This is a genomic window from Pseudomonas triclosanedens (assembly GCF_026686735.1).
Lineage (GTDB): Bacteria > Pseudomonadota > Gammaproteobacteria > Pseudomonadales > Pseudomonadaceae > Pseudomonas > Pseudomonas triclosanedens.
Genome location: NZ_CP113432.1, coordinates 1730194 through 1754305 on the forward strand (window position 1 = coordinate 1730194; position 24112 = coordinate 1754305).

22 protein-coding genes and 1 riboswitch are annotated in these 24112 nt (G+C 67.0%); of the genes, 17 read left to right on the top strand and 5 right to left on the bottom strand.

The genetic code is table 11. The annotated features are described in order from the left end of the window. The first annotated feature begins 4 nt into the window (after window positions 1-4). The 4 genes from OU419_RS08200 to OU419_RS08215 all read left to right on the top strand — a co-directional run bounded on the left by OU419_RS08200 (window position 5) and on the right by OU419_RS08215 (window position 4506). Window positions 5-868 carry a hypothetical protein gene (locus OU419_RS08200; protein WP_254471499.1) on the top strand — a complete coding sequence of 288 codons (864 nt, stop codon included), beginning with the start codon at window positions 5-7 and terminating at the stop codon, window positions 866-868. Next, window positions 865-3774 (top strand): hypothetical protein, encoded by a 2910-nt coding sequence (locus OU419_RS08205; RefSeq protein ID WP_254471498.1) that lies wholly within the window; start codon window positions 865-867, stop codon window positions 3772-3774. Before OU419_RS08200 ends, OU419_RS08205 begins: the two co-directional genes overlap by 4 nt. Window positions 3775-3856: 82 nt before the next feature. After that, on the top strand, window positions 3857-4060 hold the full coding sequence (locus tag OU419_RS08210; protein WP_254471497.1) for a hypothetical protein: 204 nt from the start codon (window positions 3857-3859) through the stop codon (window positions 4058-4060). Window positions 4061-4254: 194 nt separating this feature from the next. After that, window positions 4255-4506: a hypothetical protein gene (locus OU419_RS08215; protein ID WP_254471496.1), complete on the top strand. Its 252-nt coding sequence runs from the start codon at window positions 4255-4257 to the stop codon at window positions 4504-4506. A 168-nt stretch (window positions 4507-4674) separates the two neighbouring features. Here the strand turns inward: OU419_RS08215 and OU419_RS08220 are convergent, their stop codons facing one another. The 4 genes from OU419_RS08220 to OU419_RS08235 are packed head-to-tail and all read right to left on the bottom strand — an operon-like array spanning window position 4675 to window position 8162. Beyond that, window positions 4675-5295, bottom strand: a complete 621-nt coding sequence (locus OU419_RS08220) for an ABC-type transport auxiliary lipoprotein family protein (RefSeq protein WP_254471495.1) — start codon at window positions 5293-5295, stop codon at window positions 4675-4677. After that, entirely contained in the window at window positions 5292-6230 is a 939-nt protein-coding gene (locus OU419_RS08225; RefSeq protein WP_254471494.1) for an MlaD family protein, read from the bottom strand. Before OU419_RS08225 ends, OU419_RS08220 begins: the two co-directional genes overlap by 4 nt. 1 nt (window position 6231) lies before the next feature. Further along, on the bottom strand, window positions 6232-7017 hold the full coding sequence (locus OU419_RS08230; protein WP_408004929.1) for an ABC transporter ATP-binding protein: 786 nt from the start codon (window positions 7015-7017) through the stop codon (window positions 6232-6234). Beyond that, complete coding sequence (locus OU419_RS08235; protein ID WP_254471493.1) at window positions 7014-8162, bottom strand: ABC transporter permease; 1149 nt, start codon at window positions 8160-8162, stop codon at window positions 7014-7016. Before OU419_RS08235 ends, OU419_RS08230 begins: the two co-directional genes overlap by 4 nt. Window positions 8163-8294: 132 nt before the next feature. Here OU419_RS08235 and OU419_RS08240 point away from each other — a divergent pair, with 132 nt between their 5' ends. The 12 genes from OU419_RS08240 (at window position 8295) to OU419_RS08295 (ending at window position 21514) form a co-directional block, all read left to right on the top strand. Next, complete coding sequence (locus OU419_RS08240) at window positions 8295-10331, top strand: FUSC family protein (RefSeq protein ID WP_254471492.1); 2037 nt, start codon at window positions 8295-8297, stop codon at window positions 10329-10331. A gap of 22 nt (window positions 10332-10353) precedes the next feature. Further along, window positions 10354-10579, top strand: a riboswitch (cobalamin riboswitch). Between the two features lie 114 nt (window positions 10580-10693). After that, a complete protein-coding gene (gene btuB, locus OU419_RS08245) occupies window positions 10694-12538 on the top strand; it encodes a TonB-dependent vitamin B12 receptor (protein WP_408004930.1) in 1845 nt (614 codons plus the stop codon). 14 nt (window positions 12539-12552) lie between these two features. After that, the gene (gene cobO / locus OU419_RS08250; protein WP_254471491.1) at window positions 12553-13164 is read left to right on the top strand and encodes a cob(I)yrinic acid a,c-diamide adenosyltransferase; all 612 of its coding nucleotides are present in this window, start codon (window positions 12553-12555) and stop codon (window positions 13162-13164) included. A gap of 1 nt (window position 13165) precedes the next feature. After that, on the top strand, window positions 13166-14464 hold the full coding sequence (locus OU419_RS08255) for a cobyrinate a,c-diamide synthase (RefSeq protein ID WP_254471490.1): 1299 nt from the start codon (window positions 13166-13168) through the stop codon (window positions 14462-14464). Beyond that, window positions 14461-15111, top strand: coding sequence for a 5,6-dimethylbenzimidazole synthase (gene bluB / locus OU419_RS08260; RefSeq protein WP_254471489.1), 651 nt, complete (start codon window positions 14461-14463; stop codon window positions 15109-15111). The genes OU419_RS08255 and bluB overlap by 4 nt, the downstream gene beginning before the upstream one ends. Beyond that, entirely contained in the window at window positions 15108-16049 is a 942-nt protein-coding gene (cbiB, locus tag OU419_RS08265; RefSeq protein WP_254471488.1) for an adenosylcobinamide-phosphate synthase CbiB, read from the top strand. The genes bluB and cbiB overlap by 4 nt, the downstream gene beginning before the upstream one ends. After that, complete coding sequence (gene cobD, locus OU419_RS08270) at window positions 16050-17051, top strand: threonine-phosphate decarboxylase CobD (RefSeq protein WP_254471487.1); 1002 nt, start codon at window positions 16050-16052, stop codon at window positions 17049-17051. Continuing rightward, entirely contained in the window at window positions 17048-18514 is a 1467-nt protein-coding gene (locus tag OU419_RS08275; RefSeq protein ID WP_254471486.1) for a cobyric acid synthase, read from the top strand. The genes cobD and OU419_RS08275 overlap by 4 nt, the downstream gene beginning before the upstream one ends. A gap of 30 nt (window positions 18515-18544) precedes the next feature. Continuing rightward, window positions 18545-19066: a bifunctional adenosylcobinamide kinase/adenosylcobinamide-phosphate guanylyltransferase gene (gene cobU / locus OU419_RS08280; RefSeq protein WP_254471485.1), complete on the top strand. Its 522-nt coding sequence runs from the start codon at window positions 18545-18547 to the stop codon at window positions 19064-19066. Next, window positions 19063-20118 carry a nicotinate-nucleotide--dimethylbenzimidazole phosphoribosyltransferase gene (cobT, locus tag OU419_RS08285; protein WP_254471484.1) on the top strand — a complete coding sequence of 352 codons (1056 nt, stop codon included), beginning with the start codon at window positions 19063-19065 and terminating at the stop codon, window positions 20116-20118. The genes cobU and cobT overlap by 4 nt, the downstream gene beginning before the upstream one ends. Continuing rightward, window positions 20115-20705: an alpha-ribazole phosphatase family protein gene (gene cobC, locus OU419_RS08290; protein WP_254471483.1), complete on the top strand. Its 591-nt coding sequence runs from the start codon at window positions 20115-20117 to the stop codon at window positions 20703-20705. The genes cobT and cobC overlap by 4 nt, the downstream gene beginning before the upstream one ends. Window positions 20706-20848: 143 nt before the next feature. After that, window positions 20849-21514: an adenosylcobinamide-GDP ribazoletransferase gene (locus tag OU419_RS08295; RefSeq protein ID WP_254471810.1), complete on the top strand. Its 666-nt coding sequence runs from the start codon at window positions 20849-20851 to the stop codon at window positions 21512-21514. Between the two features lie 179 nt (window positions 21515-21693). On the opposite strand, the gene OU419_RS08300 is transcribed toward OU419_RS08295, so the two are convergent. Continuing rightward, the gene (locus OU419_RS08300; protein ID WP_254471482.1) at window positions 21694-23514 is read right to left on the bottom strand and encodes an acyl-CoA dehydrogenase C-terminal domain-containing protein; all 1821 of its coding nucleotides are present in this window, start codon (window positions 23512-23514) and stop codon (window positions 21694-21696) included. 174 nt (window positions 23515-23688) lie between these two features. On the opposite strand from OU419_RS08300, the gene OU419_RS08305 reads away from it, so the two are divergent. Next, window positions 23689-24105 carry a MarR family winged helix-turn-helix transcriptional regulator gene (locus OU419_RS08305; RefSeq protein WP_254471481.1) on the top strand — a complete coding sequence of 139 codons (417 nt, stop codon included), beginning with the start codon at window positions 23689-23691 and terminating at the stop codon, window positions 24103-24105. Window positions 24106-24112 lie beyond the last annotated feature (7 nt).

A 24112-nucleotide genomic window follows, 5' to 3' on the forward strand; every position in this document is an offset into this window, starting at 1 on the left:
GTCGATGCGTAAGCTGCTCCACTGGGGTGGCAGTGCTCTGGCGGTGCTCGGTGTGCTGTTCGTTGCGCTGCGGATCCGTCAGTACGGCGAGCAGTTCGACCCGGCGGCCCTGGGCGTAGGGCAGTGGCTCGGGATTGCCGGGCTGGCGCTGCTCTATGGCGGCGCCAACGGATTCCTCGCGTTTGCCTGGTGGCGTCTGCTGGCGCGTGGAGGCATTAATGCCACGCTGCGCTGGGTGCTGCATGCCTACGGCCTCTCGCAACTTGCCAAGTACCTGCCCGGCAATGTCTTCCACATCGCCGGCAGGCAAGCTCTCGGCATGGCGGCGGGCTGGCCCGCACGTCCATTGGCCACTGCGATCTTCCTGGAACTCGTGCTTCTGGCTGTTGCCGGGGCGCTCTTCAGTGCCTTGTTGTTGCCAGTGCTGCTGCCCTCCGCAGGCTGGTTCGCCGGAGCGCTGCTGTGGGGACTGGCGGTGTCCATCGGTATTCTGGCTGTTCGGCGACTTCTGGGGCGACAGGCCAGCCAGGCGATTGTCAGCCTGCTCGTGTTCCTGTTGGTCTCATCTGCCATCTTCGTTGTATTGACCACCTTCGTCAGCCCCGCCTCGACCATCCTTCCCAGCGCCTGGCCGGTCATCGCCGGTGCCTTCGTCATCGCCTGGCTGGTGGGCCTGGTGACGCCTGGGGCTCCAGCAGGCGTAGGGGTGCGGGAGCTGGTCCTGCTGGTACTTCTCAAACCCTGGGTCGCGGAAGCCGACCTTCTGCTTGCCGTCATCCTCGGACGTCTGGTGACAGTGCTCGGGGATCTGCTTTTCTTCTTGGCCGCACTGGCAATGCGCGGCGCCGATTCAAGGAAGTGTGAATGAGCCGGATATCTGCAAGCGTCTTGAGTCGCCTCGTCCTGGGATGCCTGGCGATTCTTTGCGTGCTGATCGTAAACAACGCCCTGCCAGGGCTGTTGACGCCGACCCTGGGGCAGGCGATATGGACGACCGGATTCGCCCAAGCATTCGCCAACCAAGGACTGACCGCGCTGCACACGCAGTACTTCGGCATGCCCGCCGGCGGTGCGATAGCCTTCGGGCTGGCCGGCGCCTGGCCTACCAGCCTGCTGCTGCGTCTTGGCCTGGCGCCGGCGGATGCCTACTCCGCAATGGTTGCCTTCTGGCTGATCGTGGCGTTTCTTTCGGCCTCCCGGCTGGCGCGGCAGATGGGGGGCAATGACTATCTCGCAATACTCGGTGCCGCGCTCTGGACCAGCCTGCCGGTGATCTGGGCGCATTCCGACTACAGCATGCTCTCGCTGGGGATAGCCCTGCTCCCGTTCTACTTCCTTGCACTGACCCGTCTCGTCGACGCTTCGGGCAATGTGTGGCGAGCTCGGGCTCTGTACCCGCTGGTTACCATCATTGCCGTGTTCATGGACGGCTACACCTTCATGATGTTCGCGGCGGGGGCGAGCCTTACGCTGGCCTATCTCTGCGTCACCCGGGCGCACGAGCGGATGTGGTTGCTGCGCAATGCACTGCCGGTGCACATCCTGGGCTTTGCTCTGGCCTACCTGCTCTACACCCGTTATGTCGGCACCGCTGGGTTTGATCGGTCGCCAATAGACTTCTTCCGCGGCTGGGGAGTGGACCTGAGTTTCCTGGTCATTCCCAGCCAGGGCATCCTGTGGCTTCCTGACCTTCTGGGCATGAGCCTTCTACGCACGACCGAGCGCTATTACGGCGATGCCTCCACCTGGCAGACCACCTTCGCACTCCCCCTGCTGCTCGCCGCCTGCCTGGCGCTCGCCGTGCTGCGCCGTCGCCGCGCGATGGCCTTTGCGCTGCTTGCTGGCGCACTGCTGGCGCTTTATCTGGCGCTGGGGCCGTCGTTGAAGATCAATTCGATCAAACCGCAGAACGTATCGGACCAGATGTCCGTCACGCTCAACCCCTTGATGCCCGCCGAACGCGCCGTTGCGCCGACTGGTAGCGCCTGGTTGTCGACTCACCTCCCTGGATTCAGCGCTATGCGTGCGTCCTATCGCTGGTCGGCGCTCGCATTGTTCGCCGTCTGGTGCCTGCTGATGCTGCAATTGCCGGCGCTGCGCAACAAGCGCTTGTGCTGGGGGATGTTCGGCGTGCTGATCCTGCTCAACCTGCCGCATCCGATTGCGCACCTGCGAGCGGGGCTCGATGCGCGCACCATGTTCAGTCGCATCGACGAGCAGATGCGCAATCCACTCATGGAGCGAGTCAAGCCAGGGGAAATGGTCGCGTTCATACCCTGGGGCAACGACTTCCTGGCCAACTACCTGGCGCCGAGCCTTGGGGTGCGAACCTTCAATGTCGGTGGCGACAAGGGAGGGGAACAGGCCCGAACTCGCTGGCCAACCGAGATGCTGGGAGCGGGGCCGGCTGTACCGTCTGGCGACGCGAGTGCCCTGGTTCGACTGTTGCTCAATGGCGAAGCGGATGTGCTGGTGATCCCTTATGTCAACCTGCTGTGGTCTGCCCACTGGTGGCCATGTATCGATCAGACCGAAATGCGCATGAGTGCCGAACAGAGAGAAAACGCAAAACTGATTCCTGACTTCCATTGCCCGCACCAGATTCGGCAGCAGCGCGAAGAGCTCCTGCAACTGCTGCGTAGCCAGCCTGCCGTGGCGGTCGAGGATGGCGAGCTGTTCGCCACGGTACGTCTTGCATCCTCCGAGTCTGTGCAGCGTCTGCGGGACGAATGGTTGCAGGGCACGATCGTGCCCACCCTCCCGCAAGCGAACTCTCTCGATTCGATATTCATGCTGGGGGAGGGTTGGTACTTCGTGGAGCCTGGCCAGGTATGGTCTGGCCCGAAGGCTCGCCTGGACCTGCCGGTGCCGGCGACTTGCCGTGAGGGCTCGTGCGAATACCGGCTGACCCTGACCCCGCTCGCCGCCAGCGCCGAAAGGCCGGTGGAGGTACGCCTGCGTCAGGATTGTGCAGGGGGGGCCGGAACGATGCACGACAACTGCGCTCGGGCCAGGCGAATGATTTTGTCGTACCGGTATGCCCTGGTAAGCCGTTGCAGAGCATCTGGATCGATGTCGACAAGGCGGACTCGCCACAGCATCTGCTCGGCATTCCAGACCAGCGTGTTCTTGGCGTTTCGCTATCGGGCGTTCATCTCCAGCAACAGAAGTGAAGCTGCCCGGAGTGTGCCGTGGTCGCTAGCCTGTGAATCAATGTGCGGACAGCCGCGCCGGGAACCGCTACGCTCCGTGCGCAAACCCGGCCATCTGCGTGCGGGGCATAACGATAAATCAGGCATTCCAGGGGCGGACTCCATGATAACTACCGTGCTGCACACCACCAGGCGTTTTCACCGGTCCCTGCGCCGGCTGGCCCTGTGCTGGCTGGCGGCGTTGGCGTTTGGGTTGGGCTTCATCGCCCCGGCGCATGCGGACCGGGTGCTCCCGTCGGGCATGATGGTCGGGTACGTCTACAGTGCCCAGTACCCGGTGATCACCCTGCAGCGTCCCAAGCCCAGCCTGCTGCGCCGCGTGCTGACCCTTGGGCTGTACAAGAAGACCATCAGCTACCCGCTTTCGGTCTCCGTGCGTATCCGCGACGAAGAAAACCGCTTCATGGTTTACGGGCTTCTGCCCAAGATCAACGGCAGGTTCGTCGGCATCAAAGTCGGGCTGGACAATCGCATCAGCCAGATCTGGGTGATGACCAATGAAGAGGCCGCCGAGTACGTCACCCGTCCGGGTACCATCTTCCCGCCGACCGCTGGTTCCTGAGGATCGCGTGCCGCAGAAGCCGAAACGGAGGTGTATCGGCTATCATGTGCGCCGTTTCACTTCCAACACTCCGGTCGATCCCATGACGTCTTCCCAGCCGCCGCGCGACGAAAGCGCGGAAACCACCTCCGACGAGCCGAAACTCTCCCTGGCCGAACTGGCCAGGGCCGCGTTGGCCGCCCAGAAGCAGGCCAGCACTGCCTACCAGCACCGCAAGGCGCACGACAAGGCAGAATACCGCCCGCCGCACCCCCGGGGTTCGCGCCGCTCGATGGGCAAGCGCTGAGGCAACCTTTCGTCCGGGAACCTCTTCCAGCCAGCATGTCAGCGGGCCCGCTGGCTGAACTGCGTCGATCCCTCCGGGTCGAAGCTTCCGCCGCCGCGGAGGTGGCCATTCAAGTGAGCAACCCGCTTTCGCGAACCCGTCAAGGAACGACGATCGCGCCACCCACCCGGCGCATCGCGTAGCAAGGAGAAGCCATGAAATATCTCGTCCCTGTACTCGCCCTGCTAGCCCTTGGTGGCTGCATCACCATGACCGGCAACTACGAGGTCACCGCCAAGGATGAGTCGGGTAACGCCCTGAGCAAGGGCAAATTCCTGGCCCACGGCAGCGGCATCTACACCGTCCGCAACTCGATCTGCTCCGTCTACCCAAAGGCAGTTGTGACGATCCGCGACGTCGAGACCAACGAGGAGTTGGCCGGCGAGAGCCCGTATCGCTGCGACTGACGGCAACCCGGCATTGACACGCCGGACGTCGGCGCCGGTGCCCTTCTAGCCACCGCGTGCTGTGAAGGATCGAGCGAACCTGACTTGGGAATGCCTGCGTGCAGCCCTCAGGCTGCAGCAGGGATCTCGACTGGCGCTACGTGGAATGCCGCGTAGCGGACATTCCAGTTACGGCGCCAGCTTCTGCGCCTGCCCCTGCTGCAGCGTCCACGCCACCACCTGCGCGGCGAGCTGGTCGCTGGCCTTGCCGAAGGCGCTGACCACTTCGGGAACCTGTTTGCCTTCTACCGGCTGGCGGACCTCGAAGCTGCGCGAGGCGACGATACGCTGGCCGAGGGTGCGCACCAGGCGGGCCTCGTAGCGGATGTGGATCACCGGCTTACCGTTCTGGTATTCGCTCTGGAAGGCCCGCAGCTCGCCGGTCAGGTCAAGGTCGGCCTGCAGGCTGGTTTCGTCGCTGCTCAGGGCGCGGACGCTGCCGTTGGCGGTGAAGGCGTCGATCAGACGGTCGCGCAGAAGATTGGGGGCGCGGCTGCTCCAGCGGGCGCCCTGGTAGTTGCTCAGCTGGTTGCCCTGGGGCACCACCGCGATGCGGTTGGTATCCAGTGCAAGGCCGGCGGTGGGGGCGCTGACCCGCAGCGACCAGTCCACTTGGGTAGCGCTGTGCGCCGGCTGCTGGGTTGCTGGTAGCAGGTAGAAGTTCGGGCTTTCCGCTTCGGGGAATATCGAGCAGGCGCCGAGCAGGCCAAGCAGCGCGGTAACGCCAAGCAGGCGGGGAAGGGCGGTCATGGCTGGAACTCCTTGTTGCGTTCGCGACCGAGCAGGTAGCCGGCGGGGTTCTCTTGCAGGCGGCGGGTGACGCCGCGCAGATCTTCCAGGGTGGAGCGCAGTTCGCGCACGGCCGGGCCGATCTCGCCCAGGCCGCTCATGCCGCCATTGACCGAGTCGTAGTTGCTGTCGAGCAGCTTTTCGACCCGCTCGCTGCTGGTGCGCAGGGCGGCGAGGGTTTTCTGGGCGTCGTCGAGGATGGCCGGGCCTTTGGCGCCGAAGGTCTGGTTGGCACGTTCGAGCATGGCGTTGGCGTTGGCAAAGGTCAGGCGTGCCTGTTCGCTGGCGGCGGCCAGTTCCTGCACTGTCTTGCGGATGTCGCCGCGTTGCTCGGCGACCACGCTGGTAGCCTGGTCGATGTGGTCCAGGGCGCGACTGATGCGGTCGACGTTCTCCTGGGAGAACATCCGGTTCACGTTGTTGATCAGGTTGTTGACGTTGGTGGCGATGTCTTCACCGTTGGCGAGAAGCTTGGCCAGCGGCGACGGGATGGTCTTGATCACCGGGATGCTGCCGTCCTGGCTGACCAGCGGGGGGCTGTCCTGGGCCGCGCTGGAGAGCTGAATGATGGCCTGGCCGGTGACACCGGTGAGTGCCAGCTTGGCGCGGGTGTCTTCGCGGATCGGCGTGCTGTCGTACACGCGGATGCGCGCTCGAACCTTGCGCGGGTCGTTCGGATCCAGGCGCAGGGATACCACGTCGCCCACGCGGATGCCGCTGTACTGCACGGTTCCGCCCTCGGAGAGGCCGGTCACTGCTTCGTTGAAGATCACGTCGTAGAGCTTGAACTTCTGGTCGTTGCTCGATTGCGCGAGCCACAGCGCGAAGAGCAGTGCGCTGATCGAGACGATCAGGGTGAACAGGCCGATCAGCACGTGATGGGCACGGGTTTCCATTTCAGCGTTCCTCCCGCAGGTGTTCCGTGGCCTGCTGTGCGGCACGGCCACGCGGGCCGTGGAAGTATTCCTGGACCCAGGCATCGTCGGTTTCGGCGACCTGTTCGAGCGGGCCGACCACTAGCACGCGTTTCTGCGACAGGACGGCGACGCGGTCGCAGATGGTGTAGAGGGTGTCGAGGTCGTGGGTGACCAGGAACACCGTGAGGCCGAAGGCGTCGCGCAGGGTCAGGATCAGTTGGTCGAAGGCCGCGGCGCCGATGGGGTCGAGGCCGGCGGTAGGTTCGTCGAGGAACAGGATGTCCGGGTCCAGCGCCAGGGCGCGGGCCAGCGCCGCGCGCTTGACCATGCCGCCGGAAAGCTCGGCGGGGTACTTGGCGCCGGCGTCCGGCGGCAGGCCGGCGAGCGAGATCTTCACCTTGGCGATGAACTCGGCGTCGGCGCGCGACAGCCCGGCATGCTCGATCAGCGGCAGGCAGACGTTCTCGCTCACCGTCAGCGAAGAGAACAGCGCGCCATTCTGGAACAGTACGCCAAAGCGCCGTTCGAGCTTGGAGCGGCGTTCGCTGGAAAGCTCCAGCAGGTTCTCGCCGAACACTTCGACGCTGCCTTCGCTGGGCTGGCGCAGGCCGATGATGCTGCGCAGCAGCACCGACTTGCCGGTACCCGAGCCACCGACCACGCCGAGGATCTCACCCTTCATCACATCCAGGTCGAGGTGCTCGTGCACCGCGTGGGTGCCGAAGCGGTTGGCCAAGTCGCGGACGACGATGATCGGTTCGCTCACCAGCCCATCTCCATGAAGAACAACGCGAACATCGCGTCCAGCAGGATCACCACGAAGATCGACTGGACCACGCTGGATGTCGTGTGCTGGCCGACGGACTGCGCGCTGCCGCTGACCCGGAAGCCTTCCAGGCAGCCGATCACGGCGATGATGAAGGCGAATACCGGGGCTTTGACGATGCCGACCAGGAAGTGCTGCACGGCGATGTCGTTCTGCAGCATGTTGAGGAACATGCGCGGCGAGATATCCAGGCTCAGTGCGCACACGACGGCACCGCCGAGCAGGCCGCAGATCATTGCCAGGAAGGTCAGCATCGGCAGGGTCAGCAGCAGTGCCAGTACGCGCGGCAGTACCAGCAGCTCCACCGGGTCGAGGCCCTGGGCCTGGATCGCGTCGATCTCCTGGTTGGCCTTCATCGAGCCGATCTGCGCGGTGAAGGCGCTGGCGGTGCGGCCAGCGAGCAGGATGGCGGTGAGCAGCACGCCGAATTCCCGCAGGAAGGAGAAGCCCACCAGGTCGACGGTGTAGATCGTCGCACCGAACTTCTGCAGCACAGTGGCGCCAAGGAAGGCCACTACGGCGCCGACCATGAAAGTCAGCAGGCCGACGATGGGCACGGCGTCCAGGCCGGTCTGCTCCATGTGCGCGGCCAGCGAGGTGAGCCGCCAGCTGCGTGGGCGCAGCAGGCCGCGGATCAGCGTCTGCAGGGTCAGGCCGATGAAACCGAGCACGCCGACCAGATGGTTCCAGAAGGCGACGGTGGCGATGCCGATGCGTTCGAGCACATCGCCCAGCGCGTTGCCCGGCGGCGGCGCCTTTTCATCGAGCCGGCACTGGGTGATGGCGTTACCCACGGTGCGCAGCAGTGCCTGGCGCTCGGGCGGCAGGTTGCGGGCGATCTGGTCGAGCCGGCTCATTCGCGCGCTACCGATGACTTCGGCGAGCAGCGCGGCGCCGGCGGTGTCGAGGGCGCCGAGTTCGCTGAAGTCGAGAGTGGCGATGTTCTGCCGCTGCTCAGCCAGCCCCTGCATCTGTTGCTGCAGGCTGGCGAGATGGGCAAGCGTCCAGTCACCGCTGACGTGCAGCAGTGTCTGAGCGGCGGATGAGTCCAGCCGGAGCTGGCCGGCTTGAGCGGTTGCGATCATGCAGGGAGTCTAGCGAAGTTCTTTGATGGAGCCATTCGTCGGGTGGTCCTGGTTCTCGTAACGGGATATTTCTGGACTTTGTTAGCAAGCTAACTAAAATCCGGCCAGTCGGTTTCTGCCGGTGGTCTCGTCATGCTTGCTCTGCCTCCCTCGTTGTCTGCATTCGCCCAGGCCATCTTACGCCCTCGGGTGGCCGATCTGCAGTTCGCCGTAAAGGCCGTGCTGGCGGGCGGGATCGCTCTCTATCTGGCGTTCCTCTTCCAGTTGCAGCAGCCGCAGTGGGCGCTGGTCACGGTGTTCGTGGTCAGCCAGCCGCTGAGCGGCATGGTGCTGGCCAAGAGTGTGTTCCGCCTGCTCGGCACGCTGACGGGGGCGGTCATGTCGGTGGCCCTGGTTGCCTGGCTGGGGCAGGCGCCGTTGCCGTTTTTGCTGGCGATGGCGCTGTGGCTGGCGTTCTGCACCGCCGGGGCGTCGATGCTGCGCAATTTTTCGTCCTACGGTTTCGTGCTGGCCGGCTATACCGCCGCGATCGTTGCGCTGCCTGCCTCGGCAGCGCCGTTGACGGTCTTCGACCAGGCCGTGGCCCGTTGTTCGGAGATCGGACTGGGGATTGCCTGCGCCTCCCTGGTCAGCGTGCTGCTATGGCCGCGCAGCACGGAGCAGCAATTGCTGGAGCAGGCGCGCAAGGTCTGGTCTTCGACGCTCAAGGCGGCGTCCGCGGAAATGTTGGGCATTGACGAGCACGCGGCGCTGATCGCCACCCTGGGCAGCATTCTGGAGCTGGATGGGCGGCAGGAGCAGGCGTGGTTCGAAGGCCCCACGGGACGCAGGCGAGTACCTGCATTGCGGGCACTGAATGCCGACCTGCTTGGCCTGTTGCGCGCCGCCCGCCGGGTTGCGCGGGAGGGGCGGTTGCTCGACGCCGCGGCCGAGCTGGCCGTGCGGCCCTGGCGCGAGCAGGTGCGCGAATGCCTGGAACAACCGGATTTCGCCGCCTGCCGGGAACGCCTGCTGGATGCGCTGGCGAGCGTAGCGAGCGTGCAGGAGCGCGGTTACCTGGAGTATCTGCTGGCGGTGCTGGAGCGGGGCCGGCAATCCCGGCGCAGCCTGGAGGCGCTGCTTTATGGTGAAGTGCCGCGGGAGGCGCCGGCGCTGATCGTCTGGCACCGGGACGTCGAGCGCGGGCTGCTGTTCGGCCTGCGCAGTGCCCTGGCATTTCTCTGCGTGGCGGGGTTCTGGGTGGTCAGCGCCTGGCCCAGCGGTCTGGGCGCGGTTTCCATCACCGGTGTGGTGTTGAGCCTGTTCGCCGGCCGCGATAAACCTGCAGGCGCGGGGCTGAACTTCCTGCGCGGCATCCTCATCTCGATTCCCGTGGCGGCTGTCGCCGTGCTGTTGATCCTGCCGCTGTGCGAAGGATTCGCTGCGCTCTATAGCGTGCTCGGCATACCGCTGTTCATTGCGGCGCTGTGCATGACACGGCCAACCATCGCCGCGATGGCCTCGGCCTTCTGCATCTTCTTCGTGAAGAACGTGGGGCCGAGCAATCAGATGGTCTATGACCTGGACCACTTCCTCAATTCGGCGTTGGCGACGGTGCTGGGCGTGGGGTTCGCGGTGCTGGTGTTCAACCTGGTGGAGCTGCGGCCAGGGCGGCGCCACTATCGCCGGGTGCTCGGTGCGCTGTTGGCCGACCTGGCACGGCTGACCCGTGGGCCGCTGCCCAGGCTGGAGGCCTGGTTCGATGGGCGCAGTGCCGACCGTCTGCTGCGTCTGGTGCAATACCAGGACAGCCTGCCGCAGGAACGCCGTGCCCAGTGGCGGGGCGGGCTGTTCGGTCTGGCGCTGGCGGATGAAGTGTTATTCCTGCGCGATAGCCTGGGTAGCGCACGCGGGCCGCTGCGGCGAGCGCGGGACGCCTATCTGGCGCGGTTGCGGCAGTTGCTGCTCGACGGCGGGCCGCGTAGTGGCCGGCAGCACGCGCTGGATGAGGTCGAGGACGCCCTGTTGATGGCGCTGCAGGACAATCGCTGGCTGTTGGAAGGCCAGCGCCGACAGGCACGGGCCGCTGTCGGCCAGTTGCGTTCGATCTGGCTGCGCTGGTGCCAGGAGGCAACGGCGTTCGCGCCGGCACGCTTTTTCACCCAGGGGGTGACAGGTCGCCGCAATTGACCGTGGCTGGCGACAGCCACTAAGCTGCGCGCCTGCTTCAGGTGCCCCCGGTGCAAGTCGGGGGTGAAACAGGGAAGCCGGTGAATTCGACCCCGCCGGGTCGAACATTCCGGCGCTGCCCCCGCAACGGTAAGCGAGCATCGAGCCGCATTTCGCCACTGTGCCGCAGGCATGGGAAGGCGCGGCTCCGGGAGTCTGCCAAGGCTCCACTCGCAAGCCCGGAGACCGGCCTGCTGCACGCATGGCATCGCGGGAGGCGCTGTCGCTCGCTCTGGCCGGCCTCCGTGCCCCGGGGCGTTTCCGTCCTCCGCCTGCCTTTACTGGTCAGAGCCGCGCGGGTGAGAGCGGCGGAGTGAGTACACGTGAAGCATTTTCTTCTATGGCCGACAGCCCTGGCGCTGGGCGGCTTTTCCTGCATCGGCCAGGCGGCTCCCGGCGAGCCGCTGGCGCTCGACGATCAACTGATTACCGCCACCCGCACCGAACGCCGCACCGAGCAGGCGCTCGCTTCGGTCAGCGTGCTGGACCGCGCCGACATCGAGCGCAGCCAGGCGCAATCGGTTCCCGACCTGCTGCGCCGGCTGCCGGGTATTTCCCTGGCCAGCAATGGCGGCCCCGGCAAGGCCACCAGCCTCTATCTGCGTGGCAGCGAATCCGACCATGTGCTGGTGCTGATCGATGGCGTCAAGGCCGGCTCGGTGTCCTCTGGCGGCGCGTCGTTCCAGGATCTGCCGGTGGAGCTGATCGAACGTATCGAGGTGGTGCGCGGGCCGCGCTCCAGTCTTTACGGCTCCGAGGCCATCGGCGGGGTCATCCAGATTTTCACGCGCAAGGGCGCGCAGGCAGGGTTCAGCCCCTGGGCTTACGCCGGCGCCGGTAGCCAGCGTACTTATCAAGGCGGCGCGGGCGTTTCCGCCGGCGATGGGCGCGGCTGGTTCAGTCTCGGCGTTTCCAGCCTGGACACCGCCGGCATCGACGCCAAGGCCAACGGCGCCAGCGGCCATGAGCCGGACCGCGACGGTTACCGCAACCTTTCCGGCTCGTTGCGTGCCGGCTATCGCTTCGGCAACGGCCTGGAGCTGGATGGCAGCCTGCTGCAAACCGATTCGCACAATGACTTCGACACCGTGAACAGCCGCCGTACCCAAGGCTTCGATGCCTACAACGACGGCGTGCTGCGGGTGATCGGCGGCAATGCGCGTTTCGCTCCGCTGGAGCCCTGGCGGGTGACGCTGTCCGCCGGGCGCAGCGAGGACAAGTCCGATGCCTACCAGGATGGCGCTTTCTACTCGCGCTTCGACAGCCGCCGGGATACGGCGTCCTGGCAGAACGATATCGACTTCGCGCCGGGCCACACGCTGACCCTGGGCTACGACTGGCAGCAGGACGAACTGAGCAGCTCAACCGACTATGCGGTGAGCTCCCGCGACAACCGCGGCTCCTTCGCCCAGTACCTGGGCAGCGCCGGCCGCCACGACTGGCAACTGAGCCTGCGCCACGACGATAACCAGCAGTTCGGCAGCCGCAACACCGGCAACCTGGCCTGGGGGTATGCGCTGAGCGATGCCATGCGCGCCTTCGCCAGCTACGGCACGGCCTTCAAGGCGCCGACCTTCAACGAACTGTACTACCCCGGCTACGGCAACCCCGACCTGGACGCGGAAACCTCGCGCAGCATCGAGCTCGGCGTGGACGGACGCCACGGCTGGGGACACTGGGCGGTGAACCTGTACCGCACCCTTGTGGACGACCTGATCGCCTACGACTCGGCCCTGCGTGCCCCGGACAACATCGACCAGGCGCGCATCCGCGGTGTGGAGCTGCAACTGGGCAGCCAGTGGCGCGACTGGACCTGGAGCGCCAACGCAAGCCTGCTGGACCCGGAAAGCCGCGCCAGCGGCAGCCGCGGCAACGACCTGCCGCGCCGCGCCCGGCAACTGTTCAACCTGGACCTGGACCGACGCTTCGACGCGCTGAGCCTGGGTGCCAGCCTGCATGCCGAAGGGCGTCGCTACGACGACCTGGCCAACAACGATCGCCTGGGCGGCTTCGCCACCCTGGACCTGCGCGGCGAATACCAGCTCAGCCCCGAATGGCGCCTGCAGGCACGCCTGAGCAACCTGTTCGACGCCGACTACCAGACGACCCGGGGCTACGAGCAGCCCGGCCGCGCCGTGCTGTTCGGCGTGCGCTACCAGGCCCTATGAGAGGAGCAAGACCGATGAGCGAATCCCCGGAAAAGGACGAACGCCACCGTTCGCGCATGCAGCGCAAGAAAGCCGTGGTCGATGAGAAGATCGCCCAGGCGCAGGGCGAGCAGGGTGTGTTCCTGGTCCACAGTGGCAATGGCAAGGGAAAGAGCAGCTCGGCCTTCGGCATGGTCGCCCGCGCGCTGGGGCACGGCATGAGGGTGGGCGTGGTGCAGTTCATCAAGGGCGCGGCTAGCACCGGCGAAGAGGCGTTCTTCAGGCGCTTCCCGGAGGAGGTCAGCTTCCACGTGATGGGCGAGGGCTTCACCTGGGAAACCCAGGACCGCCAGCGCGATATCGCCAAGGCCCAGGCGGCCTGGGGCATCGCCCGCCAATTGCTGAATGACCCGCAGGTGGGGCTGGTGGTGCTCGACGAGCTGAACATCGCCCTCAAGCACGGCTATCTGGAACTGGATACAGTGCTGGCCGACATCGCCGCCCGCCCGCCGATGCAGCATGTGGTCGCCACCGGGCGCGGTGTGCTGCCGGCGATGGTCGAAGCCGCCGATACGGTGACCGAGATGGGCCTGGTGAAGCACGCCTTCAAGGCCGGCATCAAGGCGCAGAAAGGGGTGGAATTCTGAGGTGAACGCTCCGTCCCGCCAGTGCCCCGCACTGCTGATCGCCGCTCCGGCTTCCGGGCAGGGCAAGACCACCGTGACCGCCGCCCTGGCGCGCCTGCATACGCGCCTCGGGCGCAAGGTGCGGGTGTTCAAGTGCGGCCCGGACTTCCTCGACCCGATGATCCTCGCCCGTGCCAGCGGTGCGCCGGTCTATCAGCTCGACCTGTGGATGGTCGGCGAGGGCGAGAGCCGGCGCTTGCTCTGGGAAGCGGCAGGGGAGGCCGACCTGATTCTCATCGAAGGCGTGATGGGGTTGTTCGACGGCGCGCCGTCGGCGGCTGACCTGGCGCGCCGATTCGGCGTACCGGTGATGGCGGTGATCAACGGCCAGTCGATGGCCCAGACCTTCGGCGCCCTGGCCGTGGGCATGGCGACCTATCAGCCGGACCTGCCGTTCTCCGGCGTTCTGGCCAACCGCATCGGCAGCGAGCGCCACCGCGATCTGGTGCGCGACAGCCTGCCTGCATGGATTCGCTGGTACGGTGCCTTGCCGCGCGATGCCGCGGTGGAGTTGCCCAGCCGTCACCTGGGGCTGGTGCAGGCCGATGAGCTGGCCGACCTCGATGCCCGCCTGGACGCCGCCGCCGATGCCCTGGCGGCCAGTGCCAGCAGCGAGCTTCCGCCGCCGGTGAGTTTCGCCGCACCCGGCACCGGGCCAGCCGTCGCTCGCCTGGATGGTGTGCGTATCGGCGTGGCGCACGATAACGCGTTCGCCTTCATCTACCAGGCCAACCTTGATCTGCTGCGCGAGTTGGGCGCGGAACTGGCCTTCTTCTCGCCGCTCGATGATGCGGCGTTGCCGGTGGTCAACAGCCTTTACCTGCCCGGCGGCTATCCGGAACTTTATCTGCGCAGGCTGGCCGCGAACCAGGCGATGGCCGGGGCCATCCGCGCGCACCATGCCGCCGGCAAGCCGATCCTCGCCGAGTGCGGCGGCATGCTCTATCTGCTGGAGGCGTTGACCGATGCGGCGGGAGAGCGCGCCGAGCTGCTCGGCCTGCTGCCCGGCGAGGCGCGCATGCAGAAGCGCCTCGCCGCGCTGGCACTGCAGGCGGTGACGCTGCCTGAAGGTACCCTGCGCGGCCACACCTTCCACCATTCCCTGCTGGACAGCGCGCAAGCGCCGCTGGCCCGTGGCGTATGCCCGAACGACAAGCCGGTGGCCGAGGCGGTGTTCCGTCTTGGCCGTCTGACCGCGTCCTATATCCACTTCTACCTGCCGTCCGCCCCGGACGCAGCCGTGGCACTGTTGAAACCATGACCGAGCACGCCTACAGCCTTGAAGAGCGCGCCGCGCTCTACCGTGTCATCGCGGAGCGCCGTGACATGCGCCACTTCAGTGGCGGCGAAGTGGCGCCCGAACTGCTCGCGCGCCTGCTGGAAGCGGCGCACCAGGCGCCCAGCGTCGGGCTGATGCAGCCGTGGCGTTTCATCCGCATCACCCGGCCCGAGCTGCGCCAGTCGATCCATCGGCTGGTGGAGGATGAGCGTCTGCGCACCGCCCAGGCGCTGGGCGAGCGTTCCGCCGAATTCATGCGGCTGAAGGTGGAGGGCGTACTCGACTGCGCCGAGCTGCTGGTGGCGGCGCTGATGGATGGCCGCGAGCCGCACGTTTTCGGCCGGCGCACGTTGCCGCAGATGGACCTGGCATCGTTGTCCTGCGCGATCCAGAACCTCTGGCTGGCTTCGCGCGCCGAAGGGCTGGGCATGGGTTGGGTCTCGCTGTTCGACCCGCGGGCGCTGGGCGGGTTGCTCGGCCTGCCCGAGGGCGCCGAGGCGGTGGCAGTGATTTGCCTGGGACCGGTGGAAGCGTTCTATCCGGCGCCGATGCTGGTCCTCGAAGGCTGGCGGCAGCCGCGCCCGCTGGCCGAGCTGGTGTTCGAAGACCGGTGGGGAGTTCAGCCATGAGCCTGGCGCTGTTGAGTGTGGCCGGTGTTGCCCTGGATGCACTGTTCGGGGAGCCGAAACGCTGGCATCCGCTGGTGGCGTTCGGGCGCCTGGCGGATCGCCTGGAGCGCCGCTTCAACCGCTCGCGGGCGGCGGGTGACGAGCTGGCGCCGGGCGAAACGCCGGGCCTGGGCTGGCGCAGCCACGGCGTCACCGCATGGGTTATCGCGGTCGTGCCGCTGACATTGCTGGCGTTGCTGCTCAGCCTGCTGCCTCAGGCAGGCTGGCTGGTGCAGGTGCTGGCGCTGTATGCCGCCCTCGGCCTGCGCAGCCTGGGCGAACACGCCGAGCCGGTGGCGCTGGCGCTGCGTGCCGGCGACCTGAACGAGGCGCGCCTGCGGGTGGGCTACATGGTCAGCCGCGAGACCGCCGAGCTGGATGCAACCGCTGTTGCCCGCGCCACTACCGAGTCGGTGCTGGAGAACGGCAGCGATGCGGTGTTCGCCGCGCTGTTCTGGTTCGCCGTGGCCGGTGCGCCGGGCGTGGTGCTGTACCGCCTGAGCAATACCCTCGACGCGATGTGGGGCTACCGCAATGCGCGCTTCGAGCGCTTCGGCTGGGCGGCGGCGAAGATCGACGATGTGCTCAACTACATTCCGGCACGACTGGTAGCGCTGACCTACGCGCTGCTCGGGCGCACCCGCCAGGCTCTGCGTTGCTGGCGCATGCAGGCGCCGCGGTGGGACAGCCCCAACGCCGGCCCAGTGATGGCCGCCGGCGCGGGCGCCCTGGGCGTTTCGCTGGGCGGCGCGGCGCGCTACCACGGTGAACTGCACGAACGCCCGACGCTGGGCGAAGGTCCGGCTCCGACCGCCCAGGACATCTGGCGTGCCCTGGCCCTGGTGCGCCAGGGGGTACTGCTGTGGCTGGCGGTCATCCTGATTCTGGGAGTGCTCTGAATGCTCGAACATGGTGGCCGGCTGCGCCTTGCGGCGCAGGAGTACGGCATTCCGCTCGCCGAGTGGCTGGACCTGTCCACCGGCATTTCGCCCTGGCCGTGGAGCCTGCCGAGCGTGCCGGCCAGCGCCTGGATGCGCCTGCCGGAGGACAGCGATGGCCTTGAGTCCGCCGCGCGCCGCTACTACGGCGCCGAGAAGCTGCTGCCGCTGCCGGGCAGCCAGGCGGCGATCCAGTTGCTGCCGCGCATGCGCCGACCCGGCAAGGTCGGCGTCGTGTCGCCGTGCTACGCCGAGCATGCCGAGGCATGGCGCGCTGCCGGGCACATCCTGCGGGAAGTGAGCGAGAACGAGGTAGCGCAGCATCTGGAGCGTTTCGATGTGCTGGTGGTGGTCAACCCGAACAACCCCACTGGCCGGCGCATCGAGCCGGGTGTGCTGCTGGAATGGCACACGCGGCTGCTGGAACGAGGCGGCTGGCTGGTGGTGGATGAAGCGTTCATGGACTGCACGCCGGAACAGAGCCTGGTGACCCGCTGCGCCAGCCGCCCCGGGCTGGTGGTACTGCGTTCGTTCGGCAAGTTTTTCGGCCTGGCAGGTGCCCGGCTTGGCTTCGCGTTTGCCGAGCCGCGCCTGCTCGCGGCCCTCGCGCAACTGGTCGGTCCCTGGGCGGTGAGCGGCCCGACACGCTGGGTGGCGCAGGCGGTGCTGGGTGACCAGGATGCGCAGATCCAGCGCCGCCGCGACCTGAGCGGTGCCAGCCGGCGCCTGGCCGGCCTGCTCGGCGAGTATGGCTTCGCTCCACAAGGAGGTACCGCCCTGTTCCAATGGGTGGTGTCGATGCGCAGCCAGGCGCTGCGTGACCATCTGGCACGCCAGGGCATTCTCGTGCGCCTCTTCGAAACCCCTGCCAGCCTGCGCTTCGGCCTGCCGCCGGACGAGGCTGGCTGGCAGCGGCTGGAGCGCGGCCTGTTCACTTTCAACCAGATGGAGAATCTGCGATGAGCCCACGGATGGGGGCGACGCTGATGGTGCAGGGCACCACCTCCGATGCCGGAAAGAGCACGCTGGTGACTGCGCTGTGCCGCTGGCTGCGCCGCCAGGGCGTGGCGGTGGCGCCGTTCAAGCCGCAGAACATGGCGCTCAACAGCGCGGTGACAGCCGATGGCGGCGAGATCGGCCGGGCCCAGGCGGTGCAGGCGCAGGCGTGTCACCTGCCGCCGCATACCGACATGAACCCGGTGCTGCTCAAGCCCAACAGCGACATCGGCGCTCAGGTGATCATCCACGGCCGCGCGGTGACGAGCATGAACGCCGCCGCCTACCACGACTACAAGCGCGTGGCGATGCAGGCGGTGCTGGAATCCCACGGGCGTCTGGCGGCGCGCTATCCGGTGGTGATGGTGGAGGGCGCCGGCTCCCCGGCGGAGATCAACCTGCGCGCCAACGACATCGCCAACATGGGCTTCGCCGAGGCGGTGGATTGCCCGGTGATCCTGATTGCCGACATCGATCGCGGCGGCGTGTTCGCCCATCTGGTCGGTACCCTGGAACTGCTTTCCGAGTCCGAGCGGGCACGGGTGAAGGGCTTTGTGATCAACCGCTTCCGCGGCGACATCGCACTGCTGCAGAACGGCCTCGATTGGCTGGAGGAGCGCACTGGCGTCCCGGTGCTGGGCGTGCTGCCGTACCTGATGGACTTCCATCTCGAAGCCGAGGACGCCATCGATACCCGCCAGGCCGCCAAGACCGGCGAGCGCCTGCGCGTGGCGGTGCCAGTGCTGCTGCGCATCAGCAACCATACCGACTTCGACCCGCTGCGCCTGCACCCGCAGGTGGAGCTGATGTTCGTCGGCCCCGGCCAGCCGATGCCGCCGGCCGACCTGATCATCCTGCCGGGCTCCAAGAGTGTGCGCGCCGACCTTGCGTTTCTCCGCGAACAGGGCTGGGCGGCCGCGCTGCAGCGCCACCTGCGTTATGGCGGCAAGCTGGTGGGAATCTGTGGCGGCCTGCAGATGCTCGGCCGCACCCTGGCGGATCCGCATGGCCTGGAAGGCACGGCGGGGGAGAGCCACGGGCTTGGCCTGCTGGACTTTCACACGGTACTCGAGGCGCAGAAGCAGTTGCGCAACGTCAGTGGCCGGTTGGCGCTGGAAGATGCACAGGTGAGCGGTTATGAGATTCATGCGGGCGTCACCGAGGGCCCGGCGCTGGCGCTTCCGGCGGTGCGCCTGAGCGATGGGCGCGTCGATGGCGCCGTGAGCGCCGACGGGCAGGTGCTGGGAACCTACCTGCACGGGCTGTTCGAGTCACCGGCCGCCTGTTCGGCGCTGCTGCGCTGGGCCGGGCTGCGCGAGGTGCGGAGCATCGATTACCACGCCTTGCGCGAGCGCGATATCGAGCGTCTGGCCGACCAGGTCGAGGCGTATCTGGATACCGCACGGCTGAAGTCGCTGTGCGGGTTATGAAAAGCCTGCTTTTCGCAGGAGCGAGAATCCATGCTTGAACTGATCCTCGGCGGCGCCCGTTCGGGCAAGAGCCGCCTGGCCGAGCGCCTGGCGCTGCAAAGCGGCCTGCCAGTCACCTACGTCGCGACGGCACAGGCCGGCGATGGCGAGATGTCCGCGCGTATCCTCCAGCACCGCGAACGCCGTCCTGCGCAGTGGGGGCTGCTGGAGGAGCCGCTGGCACTGGCTGATGCGCTGGAGCGACTGGCCGATCCACAGCGATGCGTGCTGGTGGACTGCCTGACGCTGTGGGTCACCAACCTGTTGCTGCATGAGGACGGCTGGCGCCTGCGGAGCGAGATCGATGCCCTGCTGGAGATTCTCCCGCGCCTGCCGGGGCGGACCATTCTGGTCAGCAATGAAACCGGGCTGGGCGTGGTGCCGCTGGGCGAACTGAGCCGCCGGTACGTGGACGAGGCCGGCTGGCTGCATCAGTCGCTGGCGGAAATCAGCGAGCGGGTAGTGTTCACCGTCGCCGGCCTGCCGATGGTTCTGAAAGGGGAAGCGTTATGAGTCTGCAATGGTGGCTGCAGGGCTGTCAGCCGATCGACCGCGTGGCACAGGACAAGGCCGCCGCGCGTCAGGACCAGTTGACCAAGCCACGTGGCGCGCTGGGCCGCCTGGAGGACGAGACCGTGCGTCTGGCTGGGCTGCAAGGCCGCGAGCGGCCATCGCTGGAGCACGTCTGGTTCGCGCTGTTCGCTGGCGACCACGGCGTGGTGGCGGAGGGTGTGTCGGCCTATCCGCAGGCGGTGACCGTGGAGATGTTGCGCAATTTCGTACGCGGCGGCGCGGCGATCAGCGTGCTGGCGCGCGATCTGGATGCACGCCTGGAAGTGATCGACCTGGGCACCGCGACGCCGCTGGAACCGCTGCCTGGCGTGCGGCATCTGATGGTCGGCGCGGGCACCGCGAACTTTACCCGTGAGCCGGCGATGACGGCCGCGCAATGCCTGATCGCCCTGGAGGCCGGGCGCGAATCGGTGCGTCGGGCGCAGCAGGCCGGCAGCGAGCTGTTCATCGGCGGCGAGATGGGGATCGGCAACACCAGCGCTGCTGCCGCGCTGGCCTGTGCGCTGCTGGACGAGCCGGCCCAGGCGCTGGTGGGCCCCGGCACCGGGCTGGATGCGCAGGGTGTGGCGCGCAAGGTGGAGGTGATCGAGCGTGCGCTGGAGCTGCACCGGGTGCATTGCGACGAGCCATTCGAGGCGCTGTGCCGCCTGGGCGGTTTCGAGATCGCCGCATTGGTCGGCGCTTACCTGGCCTGCGCGCAGAAGGGGATTCCGACTCTGGTGGATGGTTTCATCTGTAGTACCGCCGCGTTGTGCGCGACACACTTGAATCCGGGCTGTCGCGACTGGCTGCTGTTCGCCCATGCAGGGGCGGAGCCGGGGCATGATCGGGTGCTCTCGGCGTTGGACGCCCAGCCGTTGCTGGACCTTGGCCTGCGGCTGGGGGAGGGCAGCGGCGCGGCGCTGGCGGTGCCGCTGCTGCGCCAGGCCTGCCGCTTGCACAGTGGGATGGCGACGTTCGCCGAAGCGGCGGTTTCGGATCGTCCGGCATGACGCTGCACCTGCACCTGTTGCGCCACGGCGAAACCGAGCTGGGCGGTGGCTTTCGCGGGCGCCTGGACGATGCGTTGACCGAGGCTGGCTGGTCGCAGATGCGCGCGTCGGTCGGCGAGACATGCCGGTGGTCGGCTCTGGTCAGTTCGCCCCTGCGGCGCTGCGCGGCGTTCGCCGAGGAGCTTGCGACGCGCCACGGCTTGCCGCTGAGCCTGGATGGCGACCTGCGCGAGCTGGACTTCGGCCACTGGGAAGGCATTTCGCCAGCTACTCTGATGGAGAGTGATGCGCAGGCGCTGGGGCGTTTCTGGTCCGATCCCTACGCGTTCCCGCCACCCGGCGGCGAACCGCTGCAAGCTTTCGAAGCCCGTGTGTTCAATGCGCTGGAGCGGCTGTACCACGCGCATGCGGGCACGACGGTGCTGGTGGTGACCCACGGCGGTGTGATGCGCCTGCTCGGTGCGCTGGCTGGCGGTTTGCCTGCGCGGCGCCTGCTGGAGGTGGCGGTCGCCCACGGCGAGTATCTGTCGCTGGAAGTGACGCGTGATGGCGAAGGCTGGCGAATCCAGCCTACGGAGCGGCAATGAGCGGACATCAACCCAGGCGAGAGGAACCCGAGGAGCCGGTGCGCGAGGCGGAGCAGCGCGTGCCCGTCGAGCCGCTCAGCGACTGGTGCCTGCCACTGGTTGCGCTGCAGTTCCTGACCCGCCTGCCGGTGCCCCTGGCGCATATGCCTACGCCGTTGCAGTTCGGCCGGGCGACGCTGTTCTATCCGCTGGTGGGCCTGTTGATCGGCGCGGTACTGCTGGGGCTGGGCGAGTTGCTCGGCGGCGTGCACCTGCTGTTGCAGGGCGCGCTGCTGCTGGCTGTCTGGGTGGCGATCAGCGGGGCACTGCATCTGGATGGCCTGGCCGACACGGCGGATGCCTGGATCGGTGGCCTGGGCGACCGGGAGCGCACCCTGGCGATCATGAAGGATCCGCGCTGCGGGCCGGCGGCGGTGGTTACGCTGGTCGTCGTGCTGCTGCTGAAGTTCGCCGCCATCACCGCGATCCTCGGCAGCCATCAGCACTGGGCGTTGCTGCTGGCGCCGTGGCTGGCGCGTTGTGCGCTGCCACTGCTGTTCTTCACCACCGGCTACGCGCGGCGAGGTGGCCTGGGCCAGGCGCTGGCCGATCATTTGCCGCGCGATGCCATGCCCTGGGTACTGGCCGGCAATGCTGCACTGATGGTGCTGCTGGGGCTCAGTGGAATGCTGGCGCTGGCGGTTGCTCTGGTGGCTTTCGTCTGGCTGCGCAGCCGTTTCATCGCGCGCCTGGGCGGTACCACGGGGGATACCGCCGGGGCTATGGTGGAGCTGATCGAGTGCGCGGTGTTGGTGGCGCTGGCGCTCTGATCCGGTTCCGGCATACCTCTGTGAGAGCAACTGTCTTGCTCGCTGTATTCATTGTCCCCTGGGCGAATAACCCGTAATGGGGCATGCGCTCAGCGTTGGATGAGCCGTTTGAGTCCCGGATCGCCATACTGCGAGGTGCGACGGGTTAGCGTCCGGGCCGTCGGATTCGATCCAGCCGGTCAATCGAAGGCGAAGTGCTCTGTCTTCAGGCCCATCACCGACCGTACTGGCTTGGCCATCGCCGATGCGTGGCCCTTGGCGCGGGGCAGCAGGCGGGCGAAATAGAAGTCGCTGGTGGCGATCTTTGCCTTGTAGAAGTCGCTCGATTCGCTGCCACCCTGGCGCAGGCGCTTGCGCGCCGCCGCTTCCTGCAATGCCCAGGCGTATGCCAGCGCGACGTAACCGGAAAACATCAGGTAGTCGTGGCTGGCGGTGCTCACCAGGTCGCGCTGCTTGCGGGCGGTGAGGGCGATGCGCAGGGTCAGCAGGTTCCACTGCGCGCATAGCTTGAGCAATGTGAGCGCGCGGCCGCGCATGGCTGGCTCCCGTTTCAGCAGGTCCACGGCGAACTTCGCTACCTGTGCAGTGAAGTCGCGCACGGCCTTGCCCTGGGTCATCAGCAGCACTTTGCGGCCGAGCAGGTCCAGTGCCTGGATGCCGGTGGTGCCCTCGTAGAGCGTGGCGATCCGCGCATCGCGGACGATCTGCTCCATGCCGTGTTCCTTGATGTAGCCGTGGCCGCCGAACACCTGCATGCCGAGGTTGGCGCTCTCCAGGCCCAGTTCGGTCAGGCAGCCCTTGAGGATCGGGGTGAGGAAGCCGAGTTTGTCGTCCCAGCGGTCGTACTCGGCGTTGTCGTTGGTGAGCAGGCCCTGGATCATTTTGTCGGCGTATTGGGTGGCCAGGTAGATCAGCGCGCGGCCGCCTTCGGCCACGGCTTTCTGGGTGAGCAGCATGCGCCGCACGTCGCCGTGGTGCATGAGGGTGTCGGCGATCTCACTCGGCTCCTTGGTGCCTGACAGGGCGCGCATGGAACGGCGTTCGCGGGCATAGGCCAGCGCGCCCTGGTAGGCCAGTTCAGCGGTGGCCACGCCCTGGATGGCGGTGCCGATACGCGCGCTGTTCATGAAGGTGAACATACATTCCAGGCCCTTGTTCGGCTCGCCGATGAGGAAGCCGGTGGCGCCGTCGAAATTCATCACGCAGGTGGCGGATGCCTTGATGCCCATTTTCTTTTCCAGCGCGCCGCAGGTCACGCCGTTGCGCGGACCCAGGCTGCCAGACTCGCCGGGGAGGAATTTCGGCACGATGAACAGGGAGATGCCGCGGGTGCCTTTCGGTGCGTCGGGCAGCCTGGCCAGGACGATATGCACGATGTTCTCGGTGAGGTCGTGCTCGCCGGAGGAGATGAATATCTTGGTGCCGGTGATGGCGTAGCTGCCGTCGGCGTTGGCTTCGGCGCGGGTCTTCACCTGGCCCAGGTCGGTGCCGCACTGCGGCTCGGTGAGGCACATGGTGCCACCCCAGCGGCCTTCGGTGAGCGGGGTGAGGTAGGTCTGCTTCTGCTCCTCGGTGCCGTGCTGCATGACGGTATTCATCGCGCCCAGCGACAGGCCCGGATACATGGAGAATGGCCAGTTGGCGGTGCCCATCATTTCCTGCTTGAGCGCGCCCAGGCTCATCGGCAGGCCCTGGCCGCCGTATTCCACCGGATGCGAAAGGCCCTGCCAGCCGCCGGCTACGTAAGCGTCATAGGCTTCCTTGAAGCCTGCGGGCGTGCGTACTTCGCCGTTCTCCAGGTGACAGCCTTCCTCGTCGCCGCTGTGGTAGAGCGGGGCGATCACTTCCTCGCAGAGTTTTGCGCATTCGCTGAGGATGGCGTCGACCATGTCCGGGGTCGCTTCGCCGCCGTTGATCAGGTTCTGGTAGTGGCTGGGGAAGTCGAAGACTTCATTGAGGAGGAATCGGGTGTCGCGCAGCGGAGCTTTGTAGACGGGCATCGGGAACCTCGGGCCGTGATGCGCCCCGTCGACGGCGCGGGGCTGGATGGCCGCAGTTATACGGCTGGCCCGGTGCGATGCCCTTGGCTGTTTCAACGCGAGGTGCTGGCAGATGGGACAATCGGTTGCGCCGGCCATTGACGATCCGTTGGTTGCGGGTATATACACGCATTCATGCTGACGACCCAATGCCTTTGCACCAAGCTGCGCCGCTCGGCCCGGGCGGTGACTCGCGTTTACGACGATGCCTTGAAGGGCGTCGGCTTGACGACTGCGCAATTCTCCCTGTTACGGCACCTGTCACGGCTGGAGCAGCCGAGCATCTCCGACCTGGCCGATGCAATGGGCCTGGACCGCAGTACCCTCGGGCGCAATCTCAGACCGCTGGAGAGTGAGGGCCTGGTGCGCCTGGACGAAGGAGCGGATCTGCGTAACCGCATTGTGGTGCTTACGCCGGCCGGTCTCGAACGCATCATGCGTGGCCGCGAGGCCTGGGACGCGGCTCAGCAGGATGTGGCTGCCCACCTGGGCGATGACAAGCGCCGCCAGTTGGAAGCCCTGCTGGACGAGCTGGCTACGCTGGACAGTTAGCTGCCGC